Source organism: Labrys monachus (assembly GCF_030814655.1).
In the GTDB taxonomy this organism is placed as follows: Bacteria; Pseudomonadota; Alphaproteobacteria; order Rhizobiales; family Labraceae; genus Labrys; species Labrys monacha.
Window position 1 is genome coordinate 2,182,526 of the sequence record NZ_JAUSVK010000001.1, and the last position, 17,678, is coordinate 2,200,203.

The window sequence follows — 17,678 nt, forward strand, 5'->3', positions numbered from 1 at the left end:
AGTTGCGTGGCGGATTAGTTCTTGTTTTGTTCTAGTCGGAAGCGGCGATCCGGCGGACGGCATCGCCATTGGCGGCGCACATCGCTCCAGGGCTGCCGGCGCAGGAATGGAGCGGCTGGATGGTGAGGACATGCGGCGTACCGGCGGGAAGGACGAGACTGGCCCAATGCCTGCCGATCCCATGCTCGCGACGGATGTCGCGGAGATGGTCCTTGGTTTCCTGCCGCATGCGCTGACGCATGATTTCGGCCGCATGATCGCCGTCCTCATCCTTGTGGGTCAAGGGAGGTTTCCTTTCTCTGATGAAGGATTTGCTTGATATTTATAAAGTTTAATTTCGTGGTCGTTGCCGGCGCCTCACCGCGCATTAAGGATTTATGCATTCACGCATATCCAGAGTCAAGAAAATGCGTGCAAATTTATGCGTTGGCGCATATCATTTGAATATGGTCACGGAACAGGACATCAGGGCGCTCCTGCAGGCTCGCGGATGGCGACAGGCCGAACTCGCGGCCGCCATCGGGGTGTCGCAGCCGACGGTCTCGCGCTGGCTCGGCGGGCAGTTGCCCGACCCGCTCGCCCAGGAGCGCCTGCGCGAATTGATCGGCGGCGCCTATGCCAACATGCCGGCCCTGCGTCCCGGTCTGCAGGATTCCGGGCCGGGGCGTCCCTCGCCGGCCCGCGATCTGCTGGGCGAGAGGGATCTTGCCGTCTTCGCCGCCGTCGAGGGCGGTCCAGGCGATCTCGTCGTGTCGACCGATCCCATCGATATCGTGCCCCGCCCCTGGTTCATGGGGGCGGTGAGGGATGGTTTCGCGGTGCTGGTGGTCGGTGAATCGATGGTGCCGGCCTTCCGGCCCGGCGACATGGCCATCGTCAATCCGCGCCTGGCGCCCATGCGCGGCAAGGAGCACATCTTCATGCAAGAGAGCGTCGACGGCGGTTTCATTGCCACCATCAAGCATCTGCGCGGCTGGACGGAACAGGAGTGGCTGCTGCGGCAGTTCAATCCGCCGCCGGGGGGGCAGGAGGAATTCTCGCTGCCGCGCGCGCTGTGGCGCCGGGCGCTGAGGGTGGTGGGAAAATTCGACGGCTGAGGCCGGCAGCCGACGCCCGGCGGCCTTATACTCCCATCCGCGGACCCGGCGTGGAAGCCGCGATGTCCCTAAGCTGCGGGCGGACAAGTAGTGGCCGGCGGTTATAAGTCAAATCCCCGTTTGACGCTGGCTATCTTCTGTGAAAGCAATAACGAACCGGCAACGCCGGAAAGAGGCCGGTCCGCGGCCCCGGGAGGAAGCATCTGATCCGGCACTTCGTGCGGAGCCTGCGCGACATGGCCGGCTGGAGGGAAGTTCATGTCAATTAGCACGCCAACGAGCGCCGCCACTCGACCTTCGTCGTCCGGGCGGATGTCTTCGGCCGACCGGCGGATCATTTTCGCCTCCTCGCTCGGGACGGCTTTCGAATGGTACGATTTCTATCTTTACGGGTCGCTTTCGGCGATCATCGCCGCCCAATTCTTTGCCGGCCTCAACGAGACGGCGTCGTTCCTCGCGGCACTCCTCGCCTTTGCCGCCGGTTTCATCGTGCGCCCGCTGGGGGCGCTGGTGTTCGGGCGCATCGGTGACCTCGTCGGACGGAAATACACCTTCCTCGTGACCATCACGCTGATGGGCGCTTCGACCTTCCTGGTCGGCGTGCTGCCGAGCTACGGCTCGATCGGCCTGGCGGCGCCGATCGGCCTCGTCCTCCTGCGCATCATCCAGGGCCTGGCGCTCGGCGGCGAATATGGCGGCGCGGCCACCTATGTCGCCGAGCACGCGCCACCCAACCGGCGGGGCTTCTATACCGGCTGGATCCAGACCACCGCGACCGGCGGGCTGCTGCTCTCGCTGCTGGTGATCCTCGTGGTGCGCCTCGGCGTCGGCGAGGCCGCGTTCGCGGCGTGGGGCTGGCGCATCCCCTTTCTCATCTCGGTGGTGCTGCTGGGGATTTCGATCTGGATCCGCCTCCAGCTCTCGGAAAGCCCCGCCTTCGTGCGCATGAAGGATGAAGGGCGGCGCTCGAAGGCGCCGATTTCCGAAGCCTTCGGCAAATGGAGCAATCTCAAGCTCGCTTTGATCGCCCTGTTCGGCCTCGTCGCCGGCGAGGCCGTGGTGTGGTATTCCGGCCAGTTCTACGCCTTGCTCTACCTCACCAAGACGCTGCGAATCGACGGCACCACGGCCAATGTGCTCATGGCGATCGCCCTTCTCATCGGGACGCCGTTCTATGTGATCTTCGGCGGGCTGTCGGACAGGATAGGGCGCAAGCCGATCATGCTCGTCGGCTTCCTCCTCGCCGCCGTGCTCTATATGCCGATTTTCAAGGCGATCACCCATTACGGCAATCCGGCCCTGGAAGCGGCGCTCGCCGCGTCCCAGGTCACCGTCACCGCCGATCCCGCGGACTGCTCGGTCCAGTTCGATCCGGTGGGCAAGGCCAAGTTCACGTCGTCCTGCGACGTCGCCAAGAACTTCCTCGCCAGCGGCTCGGTGGCGTATGTCAACGTCGCCGCGCCTCCCGGCACGCTGGCCACGGTGAAGGTCGGCGATACGCTGGTCACCTCCTTCTCGTCGAGCGGCCTCGACGCCGCCGCCGCGAAGGCCAAGGCGGCCGAGTTCTCGGGGACCCTCTACAAGGCGCTCAAGGAGCACAATTATCCGGTCGCGGAAAAGGCCGTGCCGGTGAAGAACCCGGACGGCAGCATCGCCAAGAACGATGACGGCACCGACAAGACCGCCACGGTCTATGCCATGGCGCCCGCCGACACCGCGGCGATGAACAAGCCGATGCTGGTGGTGGTCCTCACCGTCCTCGTCCTGCTGGTGACGCTGGTCTATGGCCCGATGGCGGCGGCGCTGGTGGAACTCTTTCCGACCCGGATCCGCTACACGGGCATGTCCCTGCCGTACCATATCGGCAATGGCTGGTTCGGCGGTCTCGTTCCCTTCGTCGTCTTTGCCATGGTCGCGGCAAGCGGCGACTTCTATTACGGCCTGTGGTATCCGATCGTCGTCGCGGCCGCCACCTTCGTCATAGGGCTGATCTTCGTGCCCGAGACGAGGCATCGCGACCTGGACGACATCCCGTCCTGAGGCGGGTCCGGCACGGGTTTGACTGGGGTAGCAAATTACCCTATCCCGCATGTGGCCGAAGGATGTTGATCGGGGCGACGGCGCAAATCCGGACGGCGGGCGGTCCGCCGGATCTGCGCTGCCGAAGAGGAGCCCCTTTTCGTCGCTTTCCAAGCCTCATTGTGCTGGAAAATCCGTCTTTCGCCAGTATACGGTTTCGTGGCGAGGGAATCCGAATCAATGGCGGAAAATTTGGTGCGCAGTCGTTTGTCGGATCAGCGCCGGGCATTGCTCGATCTCGGCCTCCGCAACCGGTTGATCAACGTCCCTTTGCGCATCGATGGTTTGCGTACACTTGAAATCGTCGATGAAAAATCGCCCGAGATCTACCGATCCCTGACGGCGGGCAAAGGATTGACGTTCCTGCCCGGCCGCGTTCCCAGCAGCACGGAACAGGGGCCCGACGAGCACGATCGCGGCGGCTGGGCCATCCCTCAGCCCCCGGAACGGGAAATGGAAGAAGGCGGCGGCGTCTTCCGCCGCCATGCCGATACCCGCCTCCAGACCCGCCTCACATCCGAGGGGTTGCAGAAGCGGCTTTTCGACATCTGGTACGACGCGGCAGCGCTGGAGGAAGAGCAGGGCGTCAACGGGCTCTTCCTGGCCATCGGCCTCCTGCGCTGGTTCGAGGACGACCGCTCCGACGTGGCGCGCCACGCGCCTTTGATCCTCCTGCCGGTACGCCTCCAGCGTTCCGGCGCCAGCGACCGTTTCACCTTGCGCAGGCGGGATGAGCCTGCTTCGCTCAATCTGTCGATCCAGGCCAAGCTCAGGGACGAGTTCGGCTTGGCGGTCGAGGGGTTCACGGACGAGGACGACATCGACGTCGCGGCCTATCTCGGGAAGGTCGCCGCGGTCGTCGCCGGCAAGGCGCGCTGGAAGGTGCTGCCGGACGCCATGATGCTCGGCCTGTTCTCCTTTTCCCGATATCTCATGTATCGCGATCTCGATCCGGCGGCCTGGCCGGCCGGCAACCCGCTGCACGAGCATCCCCTCCTGGCGGCGCTGCTGGGCGAGGGCTTCGATCGCCAGGCTCCGATCATCGGCGACCGCGGGCCGATCGACGCCATCATCCCGCCCGCCGCGCTCAATCACGTCGTGGATGCCGACGCCTCGCAAGCCGTTGCGATCGAGGAGGTGTTGCGGGGACGCCACCTGGTGATCAAGGGGCCACCCGGCACCGGCAAGAGCCAGACGATAACCAACATCATCGCCGGGGCCGTCCTCCAGGGCAAGAAAGTCCTCTTCGTCGCCGAGAAGGCAGCGGCCCTCGAAGCCGTGCAGCGCCGCCTGCGCCATGCCGGGCTCGGGCGCCTGACGCTCGAGCTCCATTCCGCGAAGGCCGGCAAGCGGGCTGTCCTCGAGGACCTGCGCCGCACGCGCGATATCGCCGGCCGCCCGACCCCGCAGGACCTCAGCCTCATCGAGGCGCTGGGCGACGCCCAGGCGGGCCTCAACAGCCATGCCGCGATGCTGCACGAGGCCTTGCAGCCCACCGGGCTGACGGCCTACCAGCTGCTCGGCCATCTCCTGCGCGTGCAGGATGGTGGCGGCCTTCCCGGTTACGATCTCCCGGGAGCGGAGCGATGGACCGGCCGTGAAAGCCGCGTCCGCTTCGATCTCGCCGCCGATCTCGCTCGCCTGGTGGAGAAGATCGGAGATCCCGACTCCCATATGTGGCGCGGCGTCGGCCGGGAGGCGCTCGACCCGGGCGAGCGCGACCGGCTCGTGAGCCTGCTGCAGAATGTCGAGGCCGACCTCGAGACCGTCGGCAGGTCGGCAGCCGCGGTCAGCCGGGATTATAGCGTCGACGTCGTCAGGATCGGGGATTTCGAGACGCTCGCCCGCTCCGTGAAGGCGACGTTCGCGCTCCCGCCGCAGGCGGACCGCACCGCCCTTGCCGGTGCGGTCTGGCGCACCAACGCGCCGGCCATCGCCGAACTGATCGTGCTCGGCCGAAGCTATCGCAAATTCTCGGATGCGATGGCGCTGGTCTACCGGCCCCAGGCCTGGCGCTTCAACATGCGGATGCTGCGCAACGAGATCGCTGCGCACAATGCGTCCTGGACGCGTTTTCTCAAGGGTCCCTACCGCGAAGCCATGGAGCAGTTTCGCTCGCTGCTGGCCATCGACATGCCGGCCGATCGCGCGAAGCAGATTTCGTTGCTCGACGGCATGATCTCGGCGCAGGAGGCTCGCCGGCGCTTCGAGGCGCAGCGCCATCTCGGGGCCGAGGCCTTCGGCACGCTCTGGCAGGAAGAGCGGTCGGACTGGGACAGCCTTCAGGCGATCGTCGATTGGTGGCGGGAGAATCGCCAGGTAGCCTCGTCCGACAATTTGGCGGTCCGCCTCGCCGTGCGTCCCGCCGTCAAGGAGCGAGGCACTCCGGCCGGATCCCTTGCCCAAAGCGTGCCCCGGCTCCACGCGGATCTCGGCCAGCTGCAGCAATTTCTGGGCCTCGATATCAAGCGGGCGTTCGGCGTCGAGCAATGGGCCGATCTGGAGGTGGCACAGCTGACGTCGCGCTTGCGGCTGTGGCTGGCCGGCGTTGAAGCGCTGGCGCAGTGGGTCGCCTTCGGTGCACGCTGCAAGGCGGCGCAGGAGGCGGGACTCGCCGGGCTCGTCGAAGCCCTTCGCGACGGCAGGATCGCCGGACATCTGTTCGTGCCGACGTTCGAGCGTACCTATTACGAGGTCTTGCGCGGCGACTTCTTCGAGCGCCTGCCGGAGCTCAAGCGCTTCGACGGCGAACTGCAGGACCTCATGGTCGAGAGCTTCCGCGTTCTCGATCACGGCCGCATTGCCCTGGCAGGCGAGATGGTTGCCACACGCCATCTTCAGGCGCGGCCCCCGAGTGGCGGCGGCGCCGGCGCGCTCGGCGTCCTCGACGGTGAACTCGCCAAGAAGAGCGGTCACCTGCCGATCCGGCAGCTGCTGGACAAGGCCGGCTCCACCATCCAGCAACTGAAGCCGGTGCTGATGATGAGCCCGCTCTCGGTGAGCCATTTCCTGAAGCCGGGCGCGCTTGCCTTCGACCTCCTCGTGATCGACGAAGCATCGCAGATCGAGGCGGTCTCCGTCCTCGGTGCCATCGCCCGTGCCGGACAGCTGGTCGTGGTCGGCGATGAGCGGCAATTGCCGCCGACGCGCTTCTTCGCCAGGCTTACCGGGGATTGGGAGGAGCACGACGAGGAGGAGGGATCGGCGTTCCAGGGTCGGGATGCGGAGAGCATACTCGATCTGTGTCTCGCCAAGGGCATGGCGTTCCATACGCTCGACTGGCACTACCGCAGCCGGCACGAGTCGCTCGTCGTGGTGCCGAACCGGGAATTCTACGGCGGCCGGCTGATGGCGATGCCCAACCCGACGCGGGAGAGCCCGGATCTGGGGTTCGTCTTCCATCATCTACCGCAGGCGCGCTATGACCGCGGCAACACCCGCACCAATCCGCAGGAAGCCAGGGCCGTGGCCGAAGCGGTCATCGCCCATGCCAGGAACCATAGCGAACGTCGCGCTGCGCAATCGCTCGGCGTCGTCACCTTCTCGGTCGCGCAGCGGCAGGCGATTCTCAGGGAACTGGAACTGCTGCGCCGGGCCCACCCCGACACCGAAGCTTTCTTCAACAGCGAAAGCATCGATCCGTTCTTCGTCAAGAATCTCGAAAATGCGCAGGGTGACGAACGTGATGTGATTTTCATCTCCATCGGCTATGGCCGCACGGCGGAAGGCTATCTTGCGATGAGCTTCGGCGCCCTCAATCTCGAAGGGGGGGAGAGGCGGCTCAACGTCTTGATCTCGCGTGCGAGATATCGGTGCGAGGTCTTTTCGTCGATCACTGCCGAAGACGTCGACGCGGATCGCACCAGTGCACGCGGCGTCGCGGCGCTGAAGACCTTTCTCGACTTCGCACAGAACGGCCGTCTCGCTCCTGCAGGCGGCGCAGGTCGGGAGCCGCCCCTCCTGTTCGAGGAGCAGGTCGCGGCGCAGCTTCGCGCACGCGGCCACGCCGTCGCCACGCGGGTCGGTGGCGCCGGCTTCCATGTCGACCTTGCCGTGGTCGATCCGGACCAGCCCGGACGCTATATCCTCGGGATCGAGTGCGACGGCGCGCAATACAATGCCGCACGTTCGACGAGGGATCGAGACCGTCTGCATCAGCAGGTTCTGGAGGAACTGGGCTGGATCGTGCATCGCATCTGGTCGGTCGACTGGTATCAGCGCCCGCAGGAGGAACTCGCCAAAGTCGAAGCCTCGATCATCAAGGCCAGGCTTGCCTGGCAGCAGCGGGACGACGATCGGGCTTCACCCTCGGTGACGCTGGAGCCGATTTCCGCCGTCGCCCCCCGGCCGTCGGACGACGTGGTCCGGCAGGAAGCATTCGTTCCTGCCGTTCCGGATCCCTTCGCCCCGAATCTGCCGGCCCCGGATCCGTTCGGCCCGGATCCTTTGGCCCCTGCAGTCGCGGGGCCCGCGACGGATGAGCCGTCGCCCGCCGAACCGGAAAGAGCCGAAACCGGCCCTGCCTCGCCGGCCGCCGGTATCGGTCCCGGGGAGGACGTTGGGCCGACCGGCAAGGGACCCGCCGAGAAGGTTGCGGATCCGACTCCCCCCTGGTTCAAGCTTCACACGTTTGGACCCCTGGCGTCCGCGGCGAACAGGACCGATGGGGCAGCGGTAGCACCGTTTCCGGTGTTCCAGCCGATCGAACCCAAGCGCATCGAACCGGTACCGCCTGTGGTCAGGCCGTCCGTATCGAGGCCGCCCCAGGCCCCTCCGTCTCAGACTCTTCCGCCCCAGCCCCCTTCAGTCCAGCCCCCTTCAGTCCAGGCGCCCCCGGTCCAGCCCCCTTCAGTCCAGGCTCCCCCGGTCCAAGCCCCTCCAGTCCAAGCCCCTCCGGTCCAGGCCTTTCCGGCCTCCCCCCTTCCGCGCCAACCGTTACCTGCCGGACCGGTGCCGGCCGAAGCGGCCCCGGCGGAACGCGGGCCGGCCGAAGTCGAGGATTGGGAATTCACCGCCGGTGTGGTGCCGGCCCGGTCTTCGGCGGACGATGCCGAAGACATCGACGCGGGAGCGGCCGATGCCGGCAGCCTCGACATCGAGGAGACGGACGAGCTTCAACCTGTCAACGGCGATTTCTCCGTGCCCGAACAAAGGCACGGCGCCGCCCGACCGGCCGAGATGCGGTCGTCGCTGTCGCACCCCTATGTCGAGGCGGTGCTGAGAGTGTCGGGGCGCCACGAACTCCAGGAATTGTCCGCGGCCCGCATGGCGGTCTATGTCGCCGAGGTCGTCCAGGTGGAAGGGCCCGTGCACGAGCAGGAAATCATAGCCCGCATCCGCGGCGCCTTCGGACTTGGCCGGGCGGGCGTTCGCGTTCGCGAGGCGGTGCTCGACGGCATCGATGCCGCCCGCATCATGGGCCGGATATCGGGCGGTCCTTTCTACACGCTGCCCGGCCAGGCGATCACGGCGCGGGACCGCTCCCAGACCACGTCGCCCGGGCTGCGCAAGCTCGACATGCTTCCTCCTCAGGAGATCGAAGCGGCCTTCGTGACGGTGATCAAGTCCAATCGCGGTGCGCCGCGGGACGCCCTGCTCGTGGCGGTGTCCCGGCTGCTCGGCTTCGCCGCCACCAGCGCACCGCTGCGCGAACGTCTCGAAGAGGTGCTGGATGCCATGCTGGCGCGCAAGGAACTCGCGCAGCGCAACAATCTCGTCGTGGCGGTTCAATGACGGCGACAAGCGGGCTTCGCGGCGGAGGGGTCCAAAAAGGGCACCAGGGGCCTGCGAGCCGGGAGGATCGTCGCGAGGCGGTCCCTGGTGCCGAGTTGGGCTTCGTGAGGGGTAACGTATCTTTATTAGCGCCGATGCCGTGAACCGGGCGTGATCGCCCGCACATCGCCGCGCGGCCTGTCGCGAGGGCCTTCCTGCAATAGACCGCAACCCCGCCGGCTTTGCCGAATCAGGCGCACTGCGCTTGTGTCGTGGCTCATAATATGTGCAGGAAGCCGGCTGTCCGGCATCTTGTACACGGAGGAAGCAGCGTGTTTCTGGGCATCGATATCGGGACGTCGGCGGTGAAGGCGCTCCTTGCCGACGGTCATCAGCGCATTGTCGCGAGCAGCGACGTGCCCTTGACGGTACAGCGTCCGCAACCCGGCTTTTCCGAACAGGAGCCGGACGCCTGGGTCGAAGCGGTCATCGCCGCCGTCGATGCGCTCAAGGCGGCCCATCCGGCCGCCGTTTCCGCCGTACAGGGCATCGGCCTGTCCGGGCACATGCATGGAGCGGTGCTGCTGGGTGCCGACCACCGCCCGCTGCGGCCGGCGATCCTCTGGAACGACGGCCGATCGAGTGCCGAATGCGCGGAGCTGGAGGCGCGCTGGCCGGCCTTGCGCGCCGTCACCGGCAACAAGGCGATGCCGGGTTTCACCGCGCCCAAGCTGCTGTGGGTTGCTCGTCACGAGCCGGCGATCTTTGCGCGGACCAGGCTGGTCCTGCTGCCGAAGGCCTATGTGCGCCTCGCCCTGACCGGCGACGCCATCGAGGAGATGTCGGATGCGGCGGGCTCGCTCTGGCTGGATGTCGGCAGAAGGGATTGGTCGGACGAGGCGCTCGCCGCCACGGGGCTGGACCGCAGCCACATGCCGCGCCTGGTCGAGGGATCGGAGCCCGCCGGCCAGTTGAGAGCGGATCTCGCGGCGCGCTGGGGCATGGAGAAGGCCCCGATCTTCGCCGGCGGCGCGGGCGACAATGCCGCCGGAGCGGTCGGTCTCGGCGCCATCGAGCCGGGCTCGGCCTTCATTTCGCTGGGGACCTCGGGCGTGCTGTGGGCGACGACCGATCGCTTCGCGCCCAACCCCGACCATGCGGTGCACGCCTTCTGCCATGCGATCCCCGCCACCTGGCACCAGATGGGCGTCATCCTCTCGGCGGCGTCCTGCCTGGCCTGGCTCGCCGGTGTGATGGAAACCCGCGAGGCGGACCTGCTCGCCCCGCTCGGCGAGCGGCCGGCCGGGCCGTCTCCGGTGCAGTTCCTTCCCTATCTCTCGGGCGAGCGCACCCCGCACGACGATGCGCGGATAAGGGGGGCCTTTGCCGGGCTCGCCCATGAGAACGGCCGCAACGCCATGGTGCAGGCCGTGCTGGAAGGCGTGGCCTTCGCCTTCGCCGATTGCCGCGACGCTCTCGCCGAAGCCGGCACGGTGATCTCGGGGGCCGACGTCATCGGCGGCGGCTCGCGTTCGCGGTTCTGGGTGGAAATCCTCGCAAACGTCCTTGGCTTTCCGGTCCACAGGCTGAGCGACGGCGAGACCGGAGGTGCCTTCGGGGCGGCGCGGCTCGCCCGGCTCGCCTGCACCCGCGAGGCACCGGAGGCCGTGTGCACGCCGCCCCGGCGCATCGAGACGATCGAGCCGGACGCCGGACTGACCGGGGCCTATGGCGAAGCGCTGGCGCGCTGGCGCGGGCTCTATCCGGCCCTGCGCGGTGCCGCTGCATGAACGAAATGACGCCGGCGCTGTCGGCGAGCGCAATTTCGCCGCCTTGTAATCGCAACAAAGAGCCTCCCGAAGAAGACCAGTCGAGCGGCAAGGCCTTTTGATGCGTGTATTGTTTTGGACGATCTGCTTCGCCGGGTTGGGTTTGAGTCTGGCACCGGCGCAGGCGTTCATGCCGTCCGGCTCCGAGCGGCCTGGTCTGGCCTCTCGCGTCGTTCAGGTCGAGGCTTCCATAGCCCCCTCCGGCGGTGCGGCGACGGCGCCGCGCGCCATCCCCATCGATCCCCAACTCGCCCAGGCCATCATCTATTATTACGTGCGCAAGGATGTTTCCGCCATTCCGCTGCTGATGGAGGCGCTGCGAACCGGCGAGGTGATGCGCAGCGGCGTCTCGCGTGCAGCCCTTGCCGGCTTTTTTTCCATGGTGTTCATTCAGAACCGGTCGCGGGTTGAGGGCTGGATCCGCAACGGCGCCTATCCCGGCGACAGCAAGGCCATTCTCGAATTCTCTCTCTGGCAGTCGGGCAATGCCGATCTGATCGACGCGCTCTTTCACGAGCGGCCCGACTTCCTTGCGACCCGGCCGGGGAATCTCTTCACCCTGACGCCGCGCTCCCCGGTGGAGATGGACCTGAAATGGGGGGCCTTCTATGCGACGGGCAATCCCGGCTTCATCGCCGCAATGGTCGATTCGATCGATCGCAGCCGCATCCTGACCGGGAGCCGCGAACTCGACAATGCCATCCGCAACATGTCGGCGGCGGGCCTCGCCGTCAACATGCGCCAGCACGAGCTCATCGAGCGGTTCCTGCGCCAGCGCGAGGCCGACGCCACCGGGGAGTACAAGCAGGCGCTCGACGCCATGCTCGCCGCCCGGGCCGCGGAACTCAAGCCGGCCCCCGATCATGACGGCGAGTTCTCCGCGGAAATGGAGATGATGAGACTGCCCGAGGGCAATTCAGCCCCCGAGATGCCCAAGCCGGTCTCCGCCGACGGCGGCCCGCAGACCGCGCGGCGCGGCGATACGATCGGCATATCCGTGCTCTTTTCCGGCATGGCGCTGGCACCGGACTTGTCCGCCGACGTCAGCTACGACATGAAGGTGACGGGGCCCGACGGCGTGATCGACAGCCGTTCCACGCAGACGGACGTCCAGGCCCTGAAGCAGAAGGTCCCGACCCGCTTCAACGTCCTCGACAGCCGCTCCACCGTAAGCCTGCATTTCGAGCCGGACGACAAGAGCGGGGTCTACCGGGTGGATATCCTGTTGAAGGACAATATCGGCGGACGAAAAGTCGCGCTGAGCCGCTCGGTCGAACTCCTGGACAAATAGGCAAGGGCGTCGCGCTTATCGCCGCGCCGCCCGGAAGACGCTTTCCAGGAGGATGGCCACGCAGCCGGCCGCGAGCATGGCTCCGATGAAGACGGGTGGCAGGAGCGCCAGTCTCGCCAGCAGCGCCACGATGCCGATGAGGATAGCTGCCGCCAGCGCCAGGCTGCCGTCGTCGACGAAGAGGCCGATCAGTTCGGCGAGGATGGTTCGGATCCCGAGCATGGCCTATCCTCTCGCGCTCGCGGCGGCCGGCCGAAGCATGTGAACCGCGGCGAGCGCCGCGCCGAGAAAGAGCAGGGCGAGATAGAGGATGGCGAAGTCGGCCCCCGGCCAGTTCGCGCCGAGCCCTTCGCCGCACCAGAATACGCCGAAGGCGCTCAGCAGGACGCCGACCGCGAATTTCAGCGTGTTCTCCGGCACCTTGGACAGCGGCCTGTGCAAGGCGAGGCCGGCCAGCGCGACGAGGAGGCAGGCCGCGAGCGCCCCGGCGCCCGCATACAGGGTCAGGCCGCGGGCCGTGCCCGTGGCGATGACGATGAAGACGACTTCCACCCCTTCGAGCATCACGGCCTTGAAAGCCGTCAACCCGCCGAGGAAGTCGGCGCGGCGGTCGGCAGCCTGGCGCGCCAGCAGGTCCGTCTCCCGGGCAAAGGCCGCGTCTTCGTCGTGGAGCGCGATGAAGCCCGTCGCCCGCAGGATCGCTTTGCGCAGCCAGCGCAGGCCGAACAGAATCAGCAGGGAGCCGATGGCCAATTGCAGCGCGGCGATCGGTATCAGCGTGAGCAGGGGCCCGAGGACGACGACGAGCAGGGCGAGGCAGCCGAGCGCAACGATGGAACCGGCCAGCGCAGGGCGCCATCCGCGCGTCAGGCCGACGGCCAGGACGATGGTGTAGGCTTCGACGACCTCGACCAGCGAGGCGAGGAAGGAGGCGGTGAGGGTGGAGGCGAGGCTGATCGAACCGGTCATGCCGCAGCCCATGCCGCCAAAGCGCGGCAGATTTGAGGTCGCCGCGGAAACTCGCCGCATGAGGGCGATGGCCCCTCCCCGGCGCTCTGCCGGGGAGGGGCGAAGGAAAGGCGGGCTTTCGGCCCGCCTTCACGTCTCAGTTCAGGCCGAGCGTGCCGCGCAGCTTCGACAGGTCTTCGGCCAGCGTCGTGACCGGGCCCTGCAGGGCGGTGCGATCCTGCGGCGTCAGCTTGTCGTAATTTTCGTAGCCGCCATTGGCCGTCTTGTATTTGGCCAGGATGGCCTCGACGGTGGCGAAGTTGTCGTCCACCTTCTTCGACAGGTCCTTGTCCGCCTTGACGGTGAGCGGACGCAGCAGATCGACGATCTTCCGGGCTCCGTCCACATTGGCCTTGAAGTCCCACAGGTCCGTATGGCTGTAGCGGTCCTCCTCGCCGGTGATCTTGGTCGCGCCGACTTCCTCGATCAGGGCGGCGGCGCCGCCGACCATCTTGTCGGGCGGGACGGTCAGGCCGGCGATGCGCTTCTTGAGGTCGGCGACGTCGGCATTGAGCTTGTCGGCGAATTCGCCCAGCCCTTCGGTGCTCTTCTTCTCGAAGAGGCCGTATTCGATGCGGTGGAAGCCGGTGAAGCCGGGATCCTCTTCCTTCTTCTCATGGTCGTCGGCACGCGAATCGATGCTGCCGTCGAGGTCGGAGAAGAGTTCGGCGATGGGTTCGATCATCTCGTAGTGGAAGCGCGTCGGGGCGTAGAGCTCCTGGGCCTTCTTGAGATTGCCGGCCTTCACCGCCGCGGTGAACTTGGCGGTATCCTCGACCAGGCGGTTGACGCCCTTGCTCACATAGATCTTGTAGTCCGACACCGGTTGCACCAGGTCCAGCGGCGACACCGCCGTGGTTTCGGCGCCGGCGGCGGTTGCCGCGCACAGCGCCGCGGCACCGAGAAGGACGCGCCATCTCAGATTTCTCATCCTCGTCTCACTCCAGTTCAAGGTTGGAAGGGCGGTTCAGTTGCTCGATGCGGATATCGTCAGGCAACTTCGAGCAGGGATTGCCCGATAAAGGCGTTCTTGTCGGCAATGCCCGGAAGAACGAAGAAATACCCGCCCCCCACGGGCTTGATGTATTCCTCCAGCGGCTCGCCGTTCAGCCGGTCCTGCACGGTTGCAAAGCCCGCATCGAGATCGGCCTGGAAGCAGATGAAGAGCAGGCCCATGTCGAGCTGGCCGGACTTGGTGACCCCGTTCGAATAGTTGAAGGGGCGGCGCAGGATCAGGTTCTTCTCCGAGCCGGGCGTGCGCGGATTGGCCAGGCGGATATGGGAATCGAGCGGCGTCCGCTTGCCGTCGGGATCATTGCTGTAGACCGGCAGGTCGAATTCCGCCTTCATCCCCAGCGGGGCTCCGGTCGGCTTGTCGCGGCCGATGATCGATTCCTGTTCCTGAAGCGGCGTCCGGTCCCACCGTTCGACGAAATTGCGGATGATCCTGACCACCGCATAGGTGCCGTTGACCGCCCATTCGGGCTCGCCCGAGTCGGGTTGGACCCAGACGACCCGCTTCATTTCCTCGAGATCGTCATGCGCGGGATTGGCCGTGCCGTCCTTGAAACCGAGCAGGTTGCGGGGGGAGGCCTGGCGTTCGCCGAGGGCGCGCGGCGGCGGCACGAAGCCTTCCTGCTTCCAGCGCACCATCAGGAGGTCCGGCGTGTTCTTCACGATGTCGCGCAGCGCATGGATGTTGCTGTCGGCGGTGTTCGAGCAGATCTGCAGCAGGAGATCGCCGTGGCACTGGTCGCCATTGAGCGCGTCGTTCTTGAACTGCGGCATTTCCTTGAGCCGCAGCGGCTTCTTCGACTGGAGCCCGAAGCGTCCGTCGAACAGGGAAGGGCCGACGGCGACCGTGATGGTGAGATTGTCCGGCGCCACGACGGGTCCCATCAGGCCGGAATCGGGCGGCGGAAACTTGGCGTCGATCACCGGCGGCGTGCCCCCTTGGGTGAGGAAGGCGATGCGCGCGGTGAGAACGCGGAAGAGCCGCTGGAGATCGGCGGGACCGGTGGCGAGGACGTTGAAGGCGACCGCCAGACCCACCGGCTGGCGCGGGGTGGTGACGCCGGCCTGGTAGGTTCCAAGATAGGGCACCCTGTCGTCGAGACTGGAGACGGCGCCGGGCTCGCCGGTGTTGGTCTCAGCGGCGGCGGGGGACAGCGCGCCGAGAAGCGCGCCGCCGCCGGCGACGCCGAGGCCCAGCAGCATGGAGCGCCGGCCGGGCGAGGCGGGGGTGCCGGGCGAAGGGGAGGAGAGGATCTTGTCTGTCATCGTCGTGCTCGTGTCAGTCCAGCCCAAGGGTTCCGCGCAGGGTCGCCAGGCTCTCCGCAAGTGCCGTCACCGGCTTCTGCAGGGCGAGCCGGTCGGTCTCGCTCAGCGCGTCATAGGGTTTGAAGGTGCCGTCGGGCGTCCTGTACTTGGCCAGGATGGTATCGACGGCCGCAAAATCGGCTTCGATGGACGCCTGGCGCGTCGCGTCGGCTTTGGCCGTCAGAGGGTTGAGCAGGTCGACGATCCTTTTCGCCCCGTCGATATTGGCCTGGAAGTCCGAAAGGTCGGTCCGGCTGTAGCGGTCCTCCTCGCCGGAGATCTTGCTGGAAGCGACTTCCTCGATGAGGGCGGCCGCGCCGCCGACCATCTTCGAGGGCGGAATGTTCAAGCTCGCCACCCGCTCCTGCAATTGCGCGACATCGGCAACCAGCCGGTCCGCCAGCGCGCCGAGGCCCTCGGTCGTCTTGCCCGAGAAGAGCGTGTATTCGAGCCGATGGAAGCCGGTGAACGCCGGATCGGCTTCCTTCTTCTCGAAATCGTCGGCGCGGGCATCGATCGCCTTGTCGAGGTCCGAGAAGAGTTCCGCGACGGGCTCGATGCGCTCGTAGTGCGTCCGGGCCGGTGCATACAGGGCCTGCGCCTTGGCGAGGTCGCCGGTCTTGACCGCGTCGGCAAAGGCCTTCGTCTGCGTCGCCAGTTCGTCGACCTCGCCGCTGATATAGACCTTGTATTCGGCGAGCGGACCGATGAGGTCGACCAGCTTCGGCTTGGCCTGTTTCGGTGCATTGGCGAGCGCCGTGACGTGGAGCTTGCCCCTTGCATTGGTGAGCAGCCCGCAGGTGATTTCGTAATCGCCGGGATCGAGCCTGGCGGTGATCTTCTGGGTGAAGCCGGGAGCAATGTTCTCACGCTCCTCCACCACCATCACGCCCTGGAGGATCTCCCATTCCATAGCGCGGTTGCTCTTGTTGGTGATGGCGAAGACGTTGCGGCCTTCGGGCACGGTGAGCTCGTTGGGCTCGCAGGTGGAGGCCGTCACCGCGACGTCCACCACTTTCCCGGCGGCAGCCGGACCGGCGGCCGGGGCATCGGCCGCATGCTTGCGGGCGGCGAAATAATAGGTGCCGGCCCCGGCTGCCACGATGATCGCCAGCATGCCGGCGCCGACGGCGATATAGTTGCTACGCGAAGCAGTCACGATTCCGCACCATAGGAGATGCCCGTCTTGGTTCCCGCCTTGTCGTCCGCAGCGGCGCCAGCCGGCACCTTGGCGTGGGCCGGCTTGGGACGGGCCGGCTTGGCCTGGCTTTCGGGCACGGCAAGAAACAGGAAGAGGGCTGGTATGAGATAGAGGAGATAGGCGGCGAACTCGCCGTTGGTGGGCGTGTCCTGGTAGCCGAAGATGCCGGCGAGAACCGAGCCGACGGCGCTGTCGGAAGGCAGGATGCCGCTGAGATCGAAGGCGATGCCCTGCAGGTGGTTCCACAGGCCCGCTTCGTGCAGCGCCCGCACCGAGCCGGCGAAGAGGCCTGCGGCGACGAAGAGGATGAAGACGCCGGTCCAGCGGAAGAAGCGCTTCAGATTGAGCCTGACCCCGCCATAATAGATCGCCACGCCGACCGCGGTGGCGACGGAAAGGCCGAGAATCGCGCCGATCGGCGCTCCGTAGCCGACATTCTGTTCGAATGTCGCGAGCAGGAAGAACACGGATTCGAGGCCCTCGCGGGCGACGGCGAAGAACACCATGCTCACCAGGGCGAAGCCCTGGCGATCGCCTTCCGCCAGGGCAGCATCGATCGAATGATGAAGCTCCGCCTTGATCGAGCGCGCCGCCTTGCGCATCCAGAACACCATCGCCGTCAGCAGCCCCGTGGCAACGAGGCCGATGACGGCTTCGAACAGCTCCTGTGCCTTCTGCGGAAACTCCGCGCTGGCGAGATACAACGCCACGCCGACGGCGAAGGAGAGGCCGACGGCCAGGAAAATCCCCAGCCACACCGCAGGCATCCAGGAACCCCGTCCCGTCTGGCGCAGATAGCTTGCGACGATGCCGACGATCAGCGCCGCCTCGATGCCTTCGCGCAGCATGATGAGAAACGGTACGAGCATTGCGCCGGTTCCTAACGCCCCCACAGCGGTTGAATGAAATCCTGTCGAGGCGCTGCTATTACACGGGATCGAATCCGATGAACAAGAGGAAACGGTGCGGAAAAGCCTTGGATATCAAAGATAATAGTCATTCTAAATTATAGTTGTGAGCGATTCTAAACTGCGCACTTCCTTTCATTTCTTAGAACATTTCAAAAGTGAGGCGGAGAACCGGTCTGCAACCCTCCGGGCGTCTTCGCCGCTTGGCGCAAGGCCATCGATGCGCCAGGGGAT

The 17,678-nt window shown here is 66.3% G+C and carries 13 protein-coding genes; 5 read left to right on the forward strand and 8 right to left on the reverse strand.

From position 1 onward, the window contains the following. Positions 1-31: 31 nt before the first annotated feature. Positions 32-283, reverse strand: coding sequence for a hypothetical protein (locus J3R73_RS09895; RefSeq protein ID WP_307425737.1), 252 nt, complete (start codon positions 281-283; stop codon positions 32-34). A 163-nt stretch (positions 284-446) separates the two neighbouring features. On the opposite strand from J3R73_RS09895, the gene J3R73_RS09900 reads away from it, so the two are divergent. Further along, positions 447-1,097 (forward strand): LexA family transcriptional regulator, encoded by a 651-nt coding sequence (locus tag J3R73_RS09900; protein WP_307437245.1) that lies wholly within the window; start codon positions 447-449, stop codon positions 1,095-1,097. Positions 1,098-1,198: 101 nt separating this feature from the next. Here J3R73_RS09900 and J3R73_RS09905 read toward each other — a convergent pair whose 3' ends face one another. Next, complete coding sequence (locus tag J3R73_RS09905; protein ID WP_307425740.1) at positions 1,199-1,435, reverse strand: hypothetical protein; 237 nt, start codon at positions 1,433-1,435, stop codon at positions 1,199-1,201. On the opposite strand from J3R73_RS09905, the gene J3R73_RS09910 reads away from it, so the two are divergent. From J3R73_RS09910 to J3R73_RS09925, 4 genes are all read left to right on the forward strand, one after another. Next, positions 1,410-3,137 (forward strand): MFS transporter, encoded by a 1,728-nt coding sequence (locus tag J3R73_RS09910; protein ID WP_307425743.1) that lies wholly within the window; start codon positions 1,410-1,412, stop codon positions 3,135-3,137. The genes J3R73_RS09905 and J3R73_RS09910 overlap by 26 nt on opposite strands. A 219-nt stretch (positions 3,138-3,356) precedes the next feature. Next, positions 3,357-8,909: a DUF3320 domain-containing protein gene (locus J3R73_RS09915; protein ID WP_307425745.1), complete on the forward strand. Its 5,553-nt coding sequence runs from the start codon at positions 3,357-3,359 to the stop codon at positions 8,907-8,909. 311 nt (positions 8,910-9,220) lie between these two features. Continuing rightward, positions 9,221-10,678, forward strand: coding sequence for a xylulokinase (gene xylB / locus J3R73_RS09920; RefSeq protein WP_307425747.1), 1,458 nt, complete (start codon positions 9,221-9,223; stop codon positions 10,676-10,678). A gap of 169 nt (positions 10,679-10,847) precedes the next feature. Beyond that, a complete protein-coding gene (locus J3R73_RS09925) occupies positions 10,848-12,008 on the forward strand; it encodes a hypothetical protein (protein WP_307425749.1) in 1,161 nt (386 codons plus the stop codon). A gap of 15 nt (positions 12,009-12,023) precedes the next feature. On the opposite strand, the gene J3R73_RS09930 is transcribed toward J3R73_RS09925, so the two are convergent. The 6 genes from J3R73_RS09930 to efeU form a co-directional block, all read right to left on the reverse strand. After that, positions 12,024-12,230, reverse strand: coding sequence for a hypothetical protein (locus J3R73_RS09930; RefSeq protein ID WP_307425751.1), 207 nt, complete (start codon positions 12,228-12,230; stop codon positions 12,024-12,026). A 3-nt stretch (positions 12,231-12,233) separates the two neighbouring features. Then, positions 12,234-12,977 carry a COG4280 domain-containing protein gene (locus J3R73_RS09935; RefSeq protein WP_307425753.1) on the reverse strand — a complete coding sequence of 248 codons (744 nt, stop codon included), beginning with the start codon at positions 12,975-12,977 and terminating at the stop codon, positions 12,234-12,236. A 136-nt stretch (positions 12,978-13,113) separates the two neighbouring features. Next, on the reverse strand, positions 13,114-13,938 hold the full coding sequence (gene efeO / locus J3R73_RS09940) for an iron uptake system protein EfeO (RefSeq protein WP_307437248.1): 825 nt from the start codon (positions 13,936-13,938) through the stop codon (positions 13,114-13,116). Positions 13,939-14,006: 68 nt separating this feature from the next. Beyond that, positions 14,007-15,296: an iron uptake transporter deferrochelatase/peroxidase subunit gene (gene efeB, locus J3R73_RS09945; RefSeq protein WP_307425756.1), complete on the reverse strand. Its 1,290-nt coding sequence runs from the start codon at positions 15,294-15,296 to the stop codon at positions 14,007-14,009. A gap of 13 nt (positions 15,297-15,309) precedes the next feature. After that, positions 15,310-16,494 carry an iron uptake system protein EfeO gene (gene efeO, locus J3R73_RS09950; RefSeq protein WP_307425758.1) on the reverse strand — a complete coding sequence of 395 codons (1,185 nt, stop codon included), beginning with the start codon at positions 16,492-16,494 and terminating at the stop codon, positions 15,310-15,312. After that, entirely contained in the window at positions 16,491-17,405 is a 915-nt protein-coding gene (gene efeU, locus J3R73_RS09955; protein ID WP_307425760.1) for an iron uptake transporter permease EfeU, read from the reverse strand. The genes efeO (J3R73_RS09950) and efeU overlap by 4 nt, the downstream gene beginning before the upstream one ends. Between the last annotated feature and the right edge of the window lie 273 nt (positions 17,406-17,678).